This window comes from Chitinophaga pinensis DSM 2588 (genome assembly GCF_000024005.1).
GTDB classification, from domain to species: Bacteria; Bacteroidota; Bacteroidia; order Chitinophagales; family Chitinophagaceae; genus Chitinophaga; species Chitinophaga pinensis.
The window spans coordinates 4,783,462-4,801,111 of sequence record NC_013132.1 but is presented as its reverse complement, the minus strand read 5'-3'; the positions used below and the strand labels follow the sequence as shown (position 1 = coordinate 4,801,111).

Annotated in this window: 11 protein-coding genes; 8 read left to right on the top strand and 3 right to left on the bottom strand. The window is 45.6% G+C overall.

Annotated elements, in window-relative coordinates:
- Positions 1–2: 2 nt before the first annotated feature.
- From nuoL to CPIN_RS18940, 3 genes are read left to right on the top strand one after another with little or no spacing between them, the layout of a single operon-like run.
- Positions 3–1,859, top strand: coding sequence for an NADH-quinone oxidoreductase subunit L (gene nuoL, locus CPIN_RS18950; protein WP_012791450.1), 1,857 nt, complete (start codon positions 3–5; stop codon positions 1,857–1,859).
- An 11-nt stretch (positions 1,860–1,870) separates the two neighbouring features.
- Positions 1,871–3,328 carry a complex I subunit 4 family protein gene (locus CPIN_RS18945; RefSeq protein WP_245552012.1) on the top strand — a complete coding sequence of 486 codons (1,458 nt, stop codon included), beginning with the start codon at positions 1,871–1,873 and terminating at the stop codon, positions 3,326–3,328.
- Positions 3,321–4,760: an NADH-quinone oxidoreductase subunit N gene (locus CPIN_RS18940; RefSeq protein ID WP_012791448.1), complete on the top strand. Its 1,440-nt coding sequence runs from the start codon at positions 3,321–3,323 to the stop codon at positions 4,758–4,760. Before CPIN_RS18945 ends, CPIN_RS18940 begins: the two co-directional genes overlap by 8 nt.
- 87 nt (positions 4,761–4,847) lie before the next feature.
- Here the strand turns inward: CPIN_RS18940 and CPIN_RS18935 are convergent, their stop codons facing one another.
- A complete protein-coding gene (locus CPIN_RS18935; protein ID WP_044221937.1) occupies positions 4,848–5,567 on the bottom strand; it encodes a nuclear transport factor 2 family protein in 720 nt (239 codons plus the stop codon).
- Between the two features lie 493 nt (positions 5,568–6,060).
- On the opposite strand from CPIN_RS18935, the gene CPIN_RS38670 reads away from it, so the two are divergent.
- A complete protein-coding gene (locus CPIN_RS38670; protein WP_012791446.1) occupies positions 6,061–6,513 on the top strand; it encodes a MauE/DoxX family redox-associated membrane protein in 453 nt (150 codons plus the stop codon).
- 199 nt (positions 6,514–6,712) lie between these two features.
- Entirely contained in the window at positions 6,713–6,964 is a 252-nt protein-coding gene (locus CPIN_RS18925) for a hypothetical protein (RefSeq protein WP_012791445.1), read from the top strand.
- Between the two features lie 319 nt (positions 6,965–7,283).
- Here CPIN_RS18925 and CPIN_RS18920 read toward each other — a convergent pair whose 3' ends face one another.
- Together CPIN_RS18920 and CPIN_RS18915 are read right to left on the bottom strand one after the other, a co-directional pair.
- On the bottom strand, positions 7,284–8,693 hold the full coding sequence (locus CPIN_RS18920; protein ID WP_012791444.1) for a RagB/SusD family nutrient uptake outer membrane protein: 1,410 nt from the start codon (positions 8,691–8,693) through the stop codon (positions 7,284–7,286).
- Positions 8,694–8,704: 11 nt separating this feature from the next.
- Positions 8,705–12,088 carry a SusC/RagA family TonB-linked outer membrane protein gene (locus CPIN_RS18915; protein ID WP_012791443.1) on the bottom strand — a complete coding sequence of 1,128 codons (3,384 nt, stop codon included), beginning with the start codon at positions 12,086–12,088 and terminating at the stop codon, positions 8,705–8,707.
- Positions 12,089–12,639: 551 nt separating this feature from the next.
- On the opposite strand from CPIN_RS18915, the gene CPIN_RS18910 reads away from it, so the two are divergent.
- The 3 genes from CPIN_RS18910 (at position 12,640) to CPIN_RS36790 (ending at position 17,450) form a co-directional block, all read left to right on the top strand.
- A complete protein-coding gene (locus CPIN_RS18910; RefSeq protein WP_012791442.1) occupies positions 12,640–13,173 on the top strand; it encodes an RNA polymerase sigma factor in 534 nt (177 codons plus the stop codon).
- Between the two features lie 53 nt (positions 13,174–13,226).
- Entirely contained in the window at positions 13,227–14,345 is a 1,119-nt protein-coding gene (locus CPIN_RS18905) for a FecR family protein (RefSeq protein ID WP_012791441.1), read from the top strand.
- 699 nt (positions 14,346–15,044) lie between these two features.
- Positions 15,045–17,450 carry a galactose-binding domain-containing protein gene (locus tag CPIN_RS36790; protein ID WP_012791440.1) on the top strand — a complete coding sequence of 802 codons (2,406 nt, stop codon included), beginning with the start codon at positions 15,045–15,047 and terminating at the stop codon, positions 17,448–17,450.
- The last annotated feature ends 200 nt before the right edge of the window (positions 17,451–17,650 follow it).

The following is a 17,650-nucleotide window of genomic DNA, read 5'->3' as shown; positions in this document are numbered from 1 at the left end:
CCATGCAACAGTATCTGTATCTTATTCCTGCTATGCCGCTGATCGGTTTTCTGTTACTGATAACAGGCGGCGCACACTTCCCCCGGTATGTTACCGCGATAATAGGCGCTGGCAGCATATGTATGTCAGCGATCATCGCTATCACAATGGGCGCGCAATTCTTATTATATCCTCCGCTGGAAAGTGTATATCATCAACAGTTATGGCACTGGTTCAATATCGGAAAGTTACATGCAGATATCGGTCTTCAGCTGGATGCGATGTCGCTGGTCTTTGTGTGTATCATCACGTTTATAGGCGCGCTGATTCATATCTACTCCATTGCCTTTATGGAACATGACAGAGACTATGCCCGCTTCTTTGCTTCGATGAACCTCTTTGTCTGCTCCATGTTACTACTGGTCATGGCCAATAACCTGGTGTTAGTATACCTGGGCTGGGAAGGCGTTGGCTTGTGTAGTTTTCTGCTGATCGGCTTCTGGTATGAAAGTGAAGCCAATTGCATGGCCGCCAGAAAGGCATTTGTGATCACCCGTATCGGAGATACGGCTATGATCATCGGATTGTTCCTGTTATTCCGAGAACTTGGCACCCTTAATATCCGGGAGATACTGGCACTCGCGCCACAACATTTTACATCAGGGAATACAACGATTACCTGGATTGCACTCCTGTTACTGGCGGGCGGTATGGGTAAATCGGCCCAACTGCCACTACAGACCTGGTTACCCGATGCCATGGCCGGCCCCTCTCCTGTCAGTGCGTTGATACATGCCGCTACGATGGTAACAGCCGGCGTATACCTGATTGCCAGGATGCATACTATTTTCGAACTTTCGCCTTTTACCATGCACCTTACCGCCGTCATCGGCGCCCTGACCTTACTAATGGCTGGTTGCAGTGCCATGGTACAAACGGATATTAAAAGAATATTGGCTTATTCAACGATCAGTCAGATCGGCTACATGTTCCTGGCCCTTGGCATAGGCGCCTGGAGCGCTGCCATTTTCCATTTCTTTACACATGCCTTTTTCAAGGCCCTCTTATTCCTGGCTGCCGGTGCCGTCATAGAAACCCTGCACCATGAGCATAACATCTTTAAAATGGGCGGCCTCAGAAAGGAGATGCCTTTGATCTTCCGCACCTTTGTCATCGGTGCCGCAGCGCTGGCGGCAGTGCCATTTGTTACGGCCGGCTTTTTTAGCAAAGATGAAATACTCTGGTTTGCCTGGAGCGCACAGGATGGTCACCCCCTCTTATGGATTACAGGGCTATCAGGAGCCTTTATAACGGCTTTTTATTCCACCCGGCTGGTATTGGTCGTATTCTGGGGAGAAAGGCAAATCATGCCCGGTAAATTGCCTTCCAGGGCCATGAATATTCCCCTGGTGATACTGGCGATATGCTCCGTCGGGGCCGGATGGATCCATTTGCCACACCTGACACAGGTATTACCGGCAACTATACTAAAACCTGCACATCCCGAGGAGATTATCTTCCAGTCTTTAGCCATACTTACCACCCTCCTGGGCATCATGACAGGATATATGCTGTATTATCTCTATCCGCACACAATCAGGGAATGGAAGGAGTCGGAAGGCTTAATGGCGGTCAGGAACTTCTTTTATGCTGGCTGGAAATTTGACCAGTTATATGAAATATTGTTTGTCAGACCGTTTGTCTATATCACGCAGGTGAACAGAAATGACGTGACAGACAAAATTTACAGCGGCATTGCGGCAATCCATATACAACTGAACAAATTCCTTTCCGTATCTCAGAATGGTTCCCTCCGCTGGTATGTAGCGGGTGTGCTGATAGGTATCTTATTCATCATCACTTTACAAATATTACGATGATACTCCTGTGGATGATAATTGTATTGCTGGCAGGCGGACTACTTTGCTGGTTCCCGGGGAGACAATCCTCCGGATATCCCAGGTGGATCGCACTGCTGACAGTCAGCGCAGATATGATACTGGCCTGCTGTTTATGCTGGCTATATCATGAATTCCCAGATAAAAGTTCCTGGTTTATCAACTACCAGATCAACTGGATACCTTCTATGGGTGTGAGTCTGCATGTGGCGCTGGATGGCTTTGGTATGGTACTGCTGTTGCTGACATTTTTCCTAGGCATCCTGGCCGTTTTATGTTCCTGGAATGAGATCCGGGAAAAAACAGGTTTCTATTACTTCAACCTTCTATGGACACTGGCAGGCATCAGCGGCGTATTTGTCGCCATGGACCTGTTCCTGTTTTATTTCTGCTGGGAAGTGATGCTGATACCCATGTACCTGCTGATCATTCTCTGGGGAGATAGCCGCCGTCGTTATGCAGCTTACAAATTCTTTTTATTTACGCAGGCGGGTAGTCTGCTGATGCTGTTATCTATCCTGGCATTATATTTCATACACGGTCAACAAACCGGCCAATACACTTTTGACTATTTTGAACTGCTGCGCACAACATTCAAAGGAGATACCGCCTGGTGGATCATGGCTGGTTTCATGATCGCGTTTACCATCAAATTACCCATAGTGCCGTTTCACAACTGGTTGCCCGATGCGCATAGTGAAGCGCCTACGGCGGGTAGTCTGTTGCTGGCTGGATTGCTGTTAAAGACGGGGGCTTATGGTATTATCAGATTCGTATTGCCCCTGTTTCCGGAAGCGTCTGTCGCTATTGCCTGGTGGGCCATGCTATTTGGTGTGATCGGTATTATTTATGGAGCTTTCCTGGCCTTCTCACAGACAGATATTAAACGACTGATCGCGTACACGTCTGTCAGTCATATGGGCTTTGTACTGACAGGCATCTTCTCCTTTAGCGAAATCGCCATGCAGGGTGTTGTGATGCAGATGCTGACACATGGTCTGAGTACCGGCGCGCTCTTCGTAATGGCCGGTATGTTGAAGGAAAGACTGCATACCAGGGATATTACAAAAATGGGCGGTTTATGGACGTCCATGCCGGCTATGGGCGGAGCTGCCATCTTGTTTACAATGGCATCTTCCGGACTGCCTTTGCTAGGCAACTTCATTGCGGAGTTCTTTATACTGCTGGGTACATTTACGGTGAATGTGCTGTTTAGTGTACTGGCTTCCGTCGGACTGGTACTATCTGCCCTGTACGGCTTACGTTTATTACAGCGCGTGTTTATGGGCGCTATTGTCGTCTCAAATCCGGTCAGAGATCTCAGTACCCGGGAGATGCTGATCATGGCTGCCTTAAGCGTAAGCATTGTAGCGCTGGGTTTATATCCGCAACCGGTAATCGATACGGTACATCATTTATCGTTCACCCTTCAGCCTTTACTACATGAATAAACTGCAATTATTATCGCTGCTGCCTTTCATGGTACTGGCTGTCGCCTCGGTAGTCGTCATACTACTGATCGCCTTCCGGGCCAGTCATACGGTGATTCAGGTAACAGGGTTTATGATGATGTGCCTCGTCGTCTTTGCTACCTGGTATGTGAAAGACACCTTGCCCCGACTGGTACCACCGCTGTTTATTGTAGACGGACAAGCCGCCCTGTTTACAGGACTGATCATTTTCAGCGTCCTGGTGGTGGGTTTACTGTCTTATATCTACTTTGAGGAACGGGAAGAGAATCCCAAGGAATACTATATTCTTCTGTTCCTGGCCACATTAGGCGGAGCCATTCTGACGATCAGTCAGCATTTCATTTCCTTCTTCATCGGACTGGAATTGCTGAGTGTAAGTTTATATGCACTGATCGCTTATCTGCGCACCCGTAATCATGCCATAGAAGCCGGTATGAAATACCTGGTACTGGCAGCCATGTCATCCGCGTTCCTCCTGTTTGGTATGGCGCTGATCTATATGGAAACAGGCACCATGACATTCCCAGGTATTGCCGAAAAACTGAGTGACGGCATCTCCTCTCCGCTGTTTTTATTCGGTACAGGAGCAATGATCGTGGCCATCGGGTTTAAACTCGGATTGGTTCCCTTTCATCTCTGGATAGCAGATGTCTACCAGGGAGCACCTTCTCCTGTTACTGCCTTTATTGCCACCACGTCAAAGATCGGAGCCTTTGCTGTATTGCTGCGTTTTGCGCAAACGGTGAACCTGCATGAGTATCCATTGATGATAACAGTGTTTTCTGTGATCGCTGTTGCATCCATGATCATGGGGAATGTACTGGCTTTACGGCAGCAGAATCTGAAAAGACTGCTGGCCTATTCTTCTATTGCGCATTTCGGTTATCTGCTGGTGGCTTTTTTACCCGGTAGCAAGGCTGGCACAGAGGCCACTATTTTCTATCTGGCGGCTTATTCTGTCACTTTACTGGCCGCCTTCGGCGTGATCGTGCTGTTATCAACCGGTGATGAAGAAGCAGACCGTATTGAGAACTACCAGGGACTGATATGGCGTAAACCTGTATTGGGAACCATCCTGACGGTGGCCTTATTCTCCCTGGCCGGTATTCCGCTGACAGCAGGATTTCTGGCCAAGTTTATGGTGTTATCCGCGGGTGTGCAACAGTCTTTATGGCCACTGCTGATAGTCCTGGTACTGACAAGCGTTATTGGTTTATACTACTATCTGCGGATTATCAGTACACTGTTTGCCACTGCTGACCGACCCGTAACGATACCAGGACCAAGACATCCTTTCTTCTATTTCTCTACGTATGCGGCACTGGTAGTATTGGCTGGCGCACTTTGCTGGCTGGGGATCTTTCCGGGAATGGTGCTTCAGGGTATACGCAGCTTTTTACTACTGCATTAACTTAGGATACGGGGATACAAACAGCACAGCCGTCCTTTATAAGGGGCGGCTGATTGCATATAAATGGCCGGTTTTATTGTTGTTGTGTTATGAGGCGCCCATTGGAACAATCTCTTCGGTGGTATTCCAATGTTCGGCTACCTTCCCGTTTTCTATCCTAAAGAGGTCATAGAAGGCCGCGGCATAATCTGATTGTCTGCCTTCGCTGACAACAAGTGCGAAGTTCCCTTCGCCTAATACCCGGTGTATCTTATTGTATTGAATGGCTGGCGGTGTCGTCTGATCCTGTATCCAGGCACAGGAGTAATGCTGAAACTTCACCTGTTCGGCTAAATAGCGGGAGCAAATAGTAGTATCTCCTTTCTTCACCAGCACATCTTCCACTGTACATTTGGCCAGCTGTTTATTTTGTACGGTTCGCTGATGTTCTGTGATATTTATGGAACGGGCGTGTGACGGCCTTATACTATCTTCGCCGGAAGATATCTGCAGATTATCCCAATGCTCTACTATTCTGTCATTTTCGAATCTGAAAACACTAAATCCGATCATCAATATTTCAAAATGATACTCCACATGTGCAAATACAAAATCGCCGTCTTCCATAAGTCTGACGATACGAACAAAAGCATTCCTGGGCCATTCTTTCAGGTAGTGTTTAAACCCTTGTAAACCTTTCCCTATGCGCTGGTTATGTTGTACATAGTGTTGTGCGTCTATGTAAGTCAGCGGCGTTTTCATACCCGTGCCCAGACTGGTCAGCAGTACAGCCACTTTCTCCTTCTTTGATAGTTCTAAATTCTGCATCCGGCGGGCTATTGAATGAGCTCCGGCCAGAACCGGAGCCCATGAAACTACAATCGGCAATCCAAAAAACACACTGTCTTTATTAGCATCGCTTTTATTGCCGTGGTATTGGCGGCAGACCAAAACCCTGGCTTTACTGCTTGTTATTCAGGCTTATAATAGACTATCTGGTCTTTTATTATACCCTAAAAAAACAGCAGGAATGCTGTATATCAACATATCGATAGATTTAATTCTATCGAACAAATTTAGACCATGCAGTCTTTTTCACCAAAAAAATTACTGAATAAGTGTTAAGCAGACTTTTTTTCTTATTTAACTATTCATTAACAACTGCCGATTAGACTTTTTGTATTATGCATTCGCAAAAAGCATTGAACTTTATCAGGAAAAATTAAGTCAGGGGACTGTTCTATTTTATTTAGCTAAGATCAGGCTATCAATTAGGTATTTAAACAACTCATACTTCCGGACATGTAACAATACCTACGCTATGAAAGCCAGGGACATTATTTTGCTTGCGTGCTATTTTCTGTTTACGAGCATGTTTCTTTATGCTGCAGTTTCCAAATTAATGACGTACCAGGTTTTTGTGGTGCAGATGCAACGTCAGCCGTTCTCGGACGCATATGGCAGATTTCTGACGTGGGCAATTCCGGCAGCAGAAATACTATTCTCATTTATGATGGTAACAACTGCCTTTCGTAAACTAGGGCTTTATCTGTCGACTTCCTTAATGATCTGTTTCACCGGTTATATTATACTGGTACAGTTCCGTTACTATGGGAAGATTCCCTGTAGTTGTGGTGGCGCGATATCTAAACTATCGTGGACACAGCACCTGTTATTCAACTTATTCTTTGTGGCTATCGGATTTCTTGGCATCTATCTCGAACGACGTGCAGAATCATTACAATTCATTACAACAGAACGTACATCTAGCTAAATAAATCTACAGATTTAAAATTCACACTTATGGGACAATCTACGCTTTGTCTTGCCGCCGGCAAGGCCCCGGTAGGGTCATGTCCACCCAGAGCCGGTTAAAAACAGCAATATGTTTTAGTCTATCATTAGCTTTTTTGCAGTAAGTCACACTTTTTTTTCCTGAAACATTCCTCTTAAAAAATCGTCAATTACTTCTTATGAAAAGAATCAAGCTCTTATTTGCACTCACAGCTGTACTGGCAGGTGCAGGCACCGCTATTGGTACTACCGGAAAACCTGTTGCTTCCTCCGCCGTGGAAGTAAATCGCAACTGGATTGACTGGAATGACGACCTGGTATTGGTCAATGTACCAAAATCAGTAGCAGACCTCTACTGCGCTTCGTCCATAGACATTTGTCTCAGAGCACAGGACAATGTTTATATCCATACAAACGGATATTTACCTTGAGTTTGCTTTAATCATTTTCATACATCAGGGAGCTGATCATCCCCTGATGTACCTGGATCTCTCTTAAATACTTATAACAGTTGATGTATACATGATGCAGCTACCAATAGTTGCGTTGTGAAAAGACTTTGTTGCTCCTGAAATGCTTTTTTGCTTTGTTTTATTATGCTGGGCGTTAGGATATTCCAGTGATGTATCTGCTAGTAAAATAGGATACAATCACTGGGTTATCCGCTTAGCGTTCTGGAAGACTGTATTTGCGGTACAAGCTAACATTTGTATCGGGCAATCTTTCATTCCATCTCCACAAGCTCCCAACTCACTTATATCCCGGATTTTGTTCCAATGCCGGATTAAGCAATATCTGCGAAGCAGGAATGGGCCATAGTGTATCTGTATCCTGCCAACGTGTTTTTATAGCCTTCATCACCTCATTTACCTTTCCGCTTCTCCTGAGATCATACCAGCGATGCCCCCATTCACCAAACAGCTCTATTCTTCGCTCATGCATGATCTTTATTGAAAGTTCTTCCGCTGTAATCTCGGGGTCAGTCTGTTCAATCAATGGCAATTCCGCCCTTCTGCGTACCATATCGATGTCTTCTATTGCGCCAGGTAGTTGTCCCAATGCTAAACGACATTCTGCCCTTAAAAGATACATTTCTGCAAGTCTCAACACCGTCGTATATTCTGTCGGAACAAACCCAGGTGAAAAATCACTCCTTTTTCTATACTTAAAAGGATAATAATAAGCTCTCCCTGATACTGTTTTGCTTCGCACCCATTCTGTCAGCCGTTTATCACCCGGTTCAAATGCAGCCAGCAGCGAATCCGTCAATGCAAAACTTGGCCGGGCAGCTCCCGCAGGGATCAACCAGTTTCCCTCCATGGTATTATATCCTGTCAATACCGGCTGTAACTGGAAAATAGCTTCATTACTAACTGCCAGGAATACATTATTCAAGGGTTCCAGTCTGTAATAACCCGCGTTGATCACATCTGTCGCTTCCCGCTCTGCCGCAGCCCATTGTTTCCTGTGCAGGTAATAGGTTGCCAGCAATGCGCCTGCCGACCACTTATTAGCCCGGGCCCTGTCTGTCGATGGATATGCCGTAGCCAACAATGTTTTGGCAGTAACCAGCTCGCTTTCTATAAAACCTTCTACGGTGGTGACGGGCGTCCTGGGCATCCGTTCGTTTTCCAGGTAGGATGTCAGTTTCACAAGAGGAACGGCGCCAAAACAATTGGTCAGATGGAAGTAGATCAGTGCCCGGAGGAAGTGACACTCTCCCAGCAACTGATTCTTCAGCGCAGCAGGTATATCTTTACTGCCCTCCAAGCCTTCTATACAGGCATTCACACTGTAGATATAGCGGTAAGCCGCGTTCCAGAAAAACTCCCGGACGGTGGTATTATCTGCAGACAGGGCTGCGTTATAGAATTCAACGATGGAAGGTTGTGCGGCCGTATAGACCAGTTCATCACAATACACCCCTGTATAAACGCTGGTAGCGCCGGATATCAGATTCGTAGACAAGGAAAGTACTGAATAAATACCGGATACCGCTGCCGCCGCAGAATCCTTATTAGCAAATACCTGTTTCCCGATCGTCTTGTTATCAGGTACGGGTACGTCCAGCATTTTTGAGCAGGCTGTCACACAAACAGCCGCTAAGAATATATATAAAAAGTATTTCGCTGTAATGCTTTTAATGACTGTTCTTTTCATATGACCAGGTATTAAAAAGACGCCCTTACGCCCATCGCCACCGTTCTTAGCGGAGGCAGCGCAAACGGACTCGCAGTTTCAGGATCACCCGCCTTATACCGCGTAATAGTGAATAGATGCTGTGCCTTGCAATAGATCCTGATATTCTCCAGTTTTAACTTTGAAAACAAACGAGCAGGCAATGTATAATAGATGTAAACGTTTCTCAGTTTCATGAAAGTGGCGTCTGAATACGCCTTGTCAGAGTTAATAATACGGGTACGATCGCTATATACATCTCCGCCGGACATCGTGGAAAATCTCGGGTAAATAGCATTATCGCCATATTGACTCCAGCGGTCAAGTACTTCTGTAGCTTGATTAACCGCCGCTCCTGGAAGCGCATTTCTGATATAAGTCGCATACAGATAGTTGGGAGCCATCTGTTTTCTGAAATCGCCCAGCAGGTTCAGTTCAAATGCCTTCCAGCTCACCCCCAGGCGAAATCCGCCGAACCAGTAAGGATCCAGATGACCTATTACCTGGTAATCATTGACAGTGTAGCCATTGGCGCCGTCCCTGTCCTGAATGATAAAAAGACCTGTTGCAGGATCTACCCCATCTACATGTAATTTATTGAGCACCTTCACTGACTTACCAATCACGTAAGAGCCATAATAAGCAGATGTAGACAACTTTTCAAAGCGGAGTAGCCTACTTCTCGGCACGGTCAGATTAACGCCTGTAAACAGCTTAAAATCGCCGCTTTTGACAATTGTGGCATCGAACGTAAACTCCCAGCCACTGTTTCGGATAGCAGCATCTATATTCTTCAGAATATCGCTAAAACCTGTCTGTGAAGGCAGATTATACCTCACCAGCTGATTGGAGCTGCGGTTGGTAAAATACACCAGCGACATATACATATCCACCGGTGTAAACTCCAGGTCCAGTCCGAATTCTATTTTACGGCAGGTTTCCCAGGAATAGGCAGGATTATACAATGCATCGGGTCTGAGTCCGGATGTACCCTGGTAAGGTCCGCCGGATACAGGCGACCAGGTATCAAGATACTTATAGTTTTCAATTTTATCATTACCGGTGACACCAATACTACTGCGTAGTTTACCATAGCGCACAAAACTGTTCAGCGGCTGAAAGAACTTTTCTTTTGAAAAGATCCATGCGACGCCGGTTGCCCAGAAATTACCAAAACGGCGCTCCGGACTGAACTTACTACTACCATCCCGGCGGAAAGTCATATCAAGAATATAGGTCTGATTGTATTTATAGTTGAACTGCGTAAAGAAAGCGCCATACCTGTACTGACTCGATTCCGGCGTAAAATTATTGTTCTTTAGCGGCGCCCGGTCAAGAAAACGGAGGTATACATCATCGGTATATCCATATCCGGTAACGGACGAAATATCAGAGGTCGCATGTTGAAATGAATAACCACTCAATAAAGTAAAATCGCCCTGTTTGAGATGCTTTTTAAACTCCAGTACAGGGTCGAACATCAGACTTTTATACTTACCGGTAGCAAAAGAAGCGCTACCGGTAACCGTACTATCGGTGTAGGGATTCTGGGACGCGATAGGTAATAAGCTGTTTTCGTATACGTTGACGCCTGTCAGACCGATATTGGCTTTCAGGCGCAGATCAGGCAGGATCTCGTAAGAAGGTGTCACATTCACGATCAGGTTATTCTTGACCATGGAATAGCGCTTCAGTCTTTCCGCCATGGGATTGGCAAAAGACTCTCCGCCTTCCTGCCACACCAGGTTATGATGCGCATCATAAGGCTTTGGCGCATTCGGCGCTAACGTTTCTCCCGAAGACGTTGGACTGAACAATTGGTTGTTATCTACGGAATAGTTCGCATATACGCCCAGTTTAAACCGCCCGTCTTTAGACTGATGATCTGCCGCCAGATTGATGGTACTACGCAGATAGGACATATCTTTCGAATAAACGGTCCCTTCCCGGTAGATACCCGTACTCAGTAACAATCTTGTATACTTGGTGCCACCGGAGATGCTGATGTTCAGGTCATTCATGCCGGCCAGTCTGCCTCTCAGCATTTTCTGCCAGTCTGTATACCGGGTCGTATCCCACAAGGTAAGATCCGGCGCATAACCAGGCGTTCCGGGCATACTATTAGGATCAATTGTATCATTCCGGAATGCCTCCTTCCGCATACTGATGTACTGTTGCGTATTCAGCAGGGATAATTTGCGGGAGACGCTGTTGAGGCCGTACATATAATCCACCGTGACTTTCAGCTTCCCTTTTTCTCCTTTTTTCGTATTAATAATCACCACGCCGTTAGCTCCTCTGCTACCATAGGCAGCAGTCGCGACCGCATCTTTCAGGATATACATGGATTCAATATCATATAGCCCGAAGATGGTAAACGGACTTATACCGCCATCCTCATTCTGGGAGGCAATGGAAGGCAGCTGATTGATCTGCTCCCCATAACCGGGCAACTGTGTACCGTTCACAATATATAAAGGATCAGACCCGTTGAATAGTGAGTTGATGCCCCGGAGATTTACTTTAATGGCAGCGCCGGTCACACCGCTGGATTGTGTGATCACCATACCGGGTATGCGTCCCTGTATGGACAAAAGCGGATTGCCGGTGACACTGCCTTCAATGTCCTTCGCCGTTACCTTGGATACGGAACCGGAAGAGTACCTGTTTGAGTTATCCATATACCCTACTACCGTTACCCCATCCAGGCTGTTATCCGCCTGTCTGAGAATAATTACTTCTTTCTGACCGGTCTGCAGCTGACGCTCCTGTCCCTCATATCCCATAAAAGTGACCATTACATGCGGCTTCGCTGCTGTGGAGAGGAAAGTGAAGTTTCCTGCGGTATCTGAACCCGCCCCTTCTTTTTTTCCTTTCACCTGAATACTAGCGCCCGGTAGTGGAAGGCCATCCTCGTCAATCACCTGGCCCGTTATACGATAATGTAAAACGTTAACGGGTACATCCGGTGATAAAGACTTACCGGTATCAGCATTTTTGTCCATTTTATCTGCCGTCTCGCGCGGCTGGATCTTGACCATATTAAGGTTTACCAGCTCCTGCACCTTTACCTGTTTTTTCCGAAATAGCTTTTCCAGGGTAAAGCGCAGTGATTTATTATTTACATCTATACTATATATCTCTTCCCCGTTGAGAGAACTATTCAATAAAACACCCGTCTTTGCCTGTAATGTGTCCAAAATAGCTGACAGTGGCTGCCGCCTGATAGTGACAGACACAAACTTACCGTCCAGCATAGAGCTATGCTGTGCACGAACGCCTTCAGTAAGCAACAATGACGAAAAAAGCAGCAACAGATATAGGATGCTGGCATATTTCTCCTGAAGTCGCATATGACGTACATAAAATTCCTTCATTCAAAAAAAATTCCCCATGATTTAAGACATAACTATAGCAGTGATTCGATGATGTACTTTGATAAAAAAGAAGCGCTGGGGTTGCAATCGGTTGTTGACCTCTAATGGTTCATATATTATGATTCTCTTCACAGTGTTCCCCGCTTATAGGTTAGTACTGCTTACAATTGTAGTATCAAATTTAACGTGTATTCTTTAGTCTGATAAAAAAATTATTTTTTTGATCGAAATGGGATTTTGGTTTTGTCTTAATATCAAAACTGTCCCCTCTAAAGTAACCATTTGTTACTTCCTATGGAACCCCTAAATTTATATTACTAGCATCCAAAACAAGTAGAAGAAAAATGTTTAGTACACGTTGGGAAATAACGATCAGAATGAAATATGAGCGTACTGCCGGGACTTTTCGAAAGATAAATCGAAATGCCAATTTGAGGGCTGTATGGATCTCTCCCCCCTCATGCTGACCTTTCTGTTACCTCTTTTAATAAAAAACGGGTAAACTCCAGTAATGGTGTGTTTACTAGTACTCACTAAACCATATGACATCTATGGAGAATATCGAGGATGCCGAATTGCTGTTAGCCATAAAAAATGGCAGCGAAAAGGCATTTGGCACACTTTATAAAAAATACCAGCGGTTTATCGCGCTCAAGATTTCCTATATGTTCGGGGATCCTGGTGAGGCTGACGATATCGTGCAGGATGTCTTTGCCGAATACTGGATAAAAAAAGAGCAGATAAACGTTCATACAGATTGCCGGGGCTACCTGCTAAGAGCAGCCATTAACCGCGCCAATAATAAACTCAATAAAAGAAAAACAGATTATAACCGGGAACAAAGATACTCCCGGGCTGCACCCCCTTTTGACGATCCGTCGGCACACAAAGATTCGCTCTCAAATGAAGTTGTTCTGGCATTGGATAAATACCTGCCCGCCGCCGATTCAAATATAATGAAGCAGGTCTACCTCGAAGGACGTAAACAACAGGAAGTGGCGGACGAATTAAACATCTCGCTGCCCACTTTAAGGGGCGTCATCGTCAGGTCTGGCAAAGCACTGAGAAAAATATTTAAAAAATAATCGGGTTTCTTGATCATTTTTCATTTTTAGTTCTGTCTTTTAAATACACAACCATGGAAAATATGCCCCTGGAAATTGAAACCCTCATAATAGCAGAGATAGCACAGGCTATCACACCTGAAGAGCAGGCGCACCTGAATGAACTCAGGGACAATGATCCTGCCATACAGGTACTATCCGATAAATTGTACGGGCAACTGGGCGGACTTCATAGAAAGACAAATGAAGAGATGGAAGAGTCTGTCCGGCATATTATTGCGCTGGCTAATGCCGGTAAAGTGTATAAACGCAGAAGCATACTGGTCGGCCTTCGCTTCCCGTTAATCGCAGCTGCCAGCCTACTAGGTATCTTCCTGCTCGCAACAAAAGGATATGAGTCTTATCTCGGTAAGATTCCCGAACTGGCCAGACAGGAAAACGACGAAAATACCTATCTCTTTGATGGTAACCAATGGATGTCCGTTAAAGACGGAGAACTGAATATCAACGAAGATGGACAACTCTACAGTAATAATACCCGGCTGAGCACCCCGGAAAAACTGTTCACCAGATCCAATGCAGCCATACAGGTAGGCCGTAGAAAAACGCTCAGTATTACTCTGGCCGACGGCAGCAGTATTGTCGCTAATGCAGGATCCACTATCAGGTTGCCGAAACGATTTGCCGAAAATGAAAGAAAAGTATTTATCAGTGGTGAAGCATATTGCGATATCGCTTCCCGCGCCGGCCACCCATTCATTGTGAGTTACCCAACCGGCAAAGTAGAAGTTTTAGGCACCGCATTTAACGTCCGTACTTACGATAACGAAACGCCCAGCATCGCTGTCGTAGAAGGACGGGTGAAAGTCGACAACCAGGGCGCCACTACCATCCTCACCGAAGGACAAAAAGCGACCTATATACAAGGTCAATACCGGGTAGCCGCATTTGATGTCAACGTAGTCACCGCCTGGAAGAAAAACGTTGTTTTCTTTCCTAACGCGAGTAAACAGGAGGTGGAAAGCGCCTTCGAGATTTACTACGGTAAAAAACTGTCCATCGACAGAGCATTTCCAAAAGGCATGGGCCGCATCAACATTGTGCGTAGTGAAAAGGAAAGTGAGTTCGTAGATCAACTGCCGCATGATCTCAAAGAAGTGCCCAGTAAGGACGGTATCCTGCATGTTCAATAAGTTTATTCCCATGATGTACATATAATTCCTTGAAAACTCTATTCCCCTCGAAAAAGCCATTATAATGAATAATGATTTTTCATCGGGCCATTGTATTGTTAACCTCAGTTTTATTTAGCTAGTAAATCTTATAGCCGGTAAGTTTCTTACCGGCTTTTTTTTGAGTATAAATACCGCAATCCCTATCCCTCTTCACTGATAATCATCTTTTTACCATTTACCCCTATCCATATTAAATAAATTCCTATTGCAAATACTGCGATTTGATATAATTTCATACTTCGTTGAAGTATGCCATATGCTGTAAAGTATCCTTTAACCTTTATCTGATCTTCATTTGATATTCATTATCCTACGTTCATCCTACGTTCATGAACGTAAGATGAACGTAGGATAAGCACAGATAAATAAAGACTAAAGCCTTGTCAGTTCCCTTGACCGATCCGTGTTGCAGCCATTAATACCGACTTTATTCCATTACATTTTTTTATACTCAAAATAACCGATTTGAAAAGCCATCAATTTACAACCGCCACGTAGCAGCACCTGTACCATATTATCGTACAGCTACAGATTCCATTACAAAATCCTCCCTGAGCACTTTCCGGGAGCCTGATAGTTATTGCCTGTCCCAACCAGCAATAGCCATATCCATCCGGAAGATTTCCTTCATATAATCATTTAAACAACAGTTTGACTATGCAAAAAATGAAACTCCTGTTTCTTGCAGCTTTCGCAATGTTTTCGATGAAAACGTTTGCACAGCAGTCCTGCTACAATGTAGTAGGCTATTACCCCTCCTGGGTAGCCGGTGGGAACTATTATATCAATAGTCCTTCGAAAATTGACTACAGCAAGTACACGCACATTTGTTACGCCTTTTCCATTCCCGACGGGAACGGAAATATGTCCTCCGTTGACAATGCCTCCGCATTGAGAGACCTCGTCAGCCGTGGACACGCAGCAAACGTAAAAGTATTATTATCCGTTGGTGGCTGGCTGACCTCCTCACCATCCAACACGCCCTTCGAGGCCATTTCAACAAATACCACTGCGATCAACAATTTCGTTAACGCATGTGCCAACATGGTCACCACCTATAACCTGGATGGTATCGATCTGGATTGGGAATACCCGACCTCTAAAACCAGGTGGAATGCCGTTGCAGTTCCATTGGGTAACCGCCTGCATAGCATGGGCAAACTGTTTACCGCCGCTGTATCAGAAAGCGGTAACAACAACGGTAACAACTATGACAACGTCACCATGCTGGACCTCGTCAACATCATGTGTTACGGTAACGATGCACTGGCCAGCAGCGCAATGTCTTACTGGACCTCCCGTGGCGTGCCGCAGAACAAAAGAATGCTGGGCGTGCCTTTCTACAGCAGCGACAATAACAGCGCAGAACATGTCAGAAAAGCCAATATGGCGAAAACAACCGGCGGTGGTATCATGATCTGGGATATCGCATCTGAATATGGTGATATCAACGCGATCTACAATACACTCGGTACCATCTGTAAAGGTGATGTCAACCCGGTTCCACAAAACCTGGCTTCTAACAAACGCGTGGTGGTATCTTCTACTGAAGCCAACACTACTACCAGCACTGCAGGCACTAATGCGACAGACGGTAATTACAGCACCCGCTGGTCTTCCGTTTTCTCCGATCCGCAATGGTTATATGTAGACCTGGGCGCCACCTACAACGTTAACAGGGTGAAGATCACCTGGGAAGCGGCTTATGCCAGCGCCTACGATATCCAGATCTCTGCTGATTCTATCAACTGGTCTCCGCTGAAATCAATAACCGGTAATACCACACTGGTAAACGATGTAACCGGACTCGCAGGTACAGGCCGTTACGTACGTATCAACGGTACAGCCAGAGCAACTGCCTACGGTTATTCTATCTATGAACTGGAAGTATATGGTAACGCTGCTGCATCTCAGACGCCATATGGTGGTTCTAACTGGGCCATTCCTGGTAAAATAGAAGCCGAAAACTATGACAATGGCGGAGAAGGCGTTGCATATCATGACCTCACGCCTGCTAATCAGGGTGGCCAGTATCGCACCGCCGAAGCAGTGGACATCGAAACATGTAACGAAGGTGGTTACAACCTCAGTTATGTGCAGAACGGTGAATGGTTTGAATACACTGTAAATGTAAACACGGCTGGTGTATACACCCTACAGGCCCGGGTAGCCACAAATGCTGCCGGCAAATCATTCCATGTAGAACTCGACGGACAAAACATCTCCGGTCCGATTGCTATTCCTGATACAGGCGACTGGCAGACATGGACCACCGTTAATGTGACGACGCCTGCCCTCACTACCGGTACCAAAGTATTACGCCTCGTAGTGGATGCCGCTGAATTCAACATCAACTGGCTCAACTTCACATTGCAGTCCGACAACATCGCGGTTAATAAAACTGTCAGCGCGTCTTCTATAGAACCTGAAACTGACTTCTCCGCGATCAAAGCTTTTGATAGCGATGCAACTACCACCCGCTGGTCTTCCGCTTATACAGACAGCGAATGGATCTCCGTTGACCTGGGCGCCGTACAAAGCGTCTCAAAGGTGGTGCTCAAATGGGAAAACGCATTTGCAAGTGCTTATCGCATAGAAACCTCCCTGGATAACAGTAACTGGTCTGTACAGAAAGAAGTGACAGACGGCGCAGCTGGAACTGCTGCTATCAGCTTCCCTGCTGTTAACGCCCGTTATGTAAGAATGCATGGTGTTAAACGTGGTACGCCATATGGTTATTCTATCTGGGAATTTGAAGTATATACTGCTCCGGCTGCCGGCAGACAAAGCATTGCCGCTATCAGTCAGACGAAAGCAGTAACTGCAAAACCGGCTTTATTTGCCGTAAATATCTGGCCAAACCCTGCTTCAAATGTACTGACTGTACAAACGAAAGGTGCAGCGCCACTGGCAGTAGTAAAAGCCTACAGCATCAATGGCAGAGTTGTTTATCAGTCTAAAGTAAATGGTGCTGACCAGGTACAGGTAAACGTATCCGGATGGCCTAAAGGCATCTATGTTATCGAAGTGGGCGATAGCAGAAAGAAAGTGGTGATAGAATAAGAGAGGAAATTTGTCATTAAGATCGCCGGGCAGGGTCAATGCACCTTGTCCGGTTTTTTGTATTGATGCGTAAAATTATTTTTTCAGACGGCCCTTTGATCTTCTTTTTAGATATTTGTTATATGGGTAAATATGATTACATCCTGAATAACTTTATATTATGAAAAGCCGGTCGGAAAGCTTGGGACAATTCTATCAAC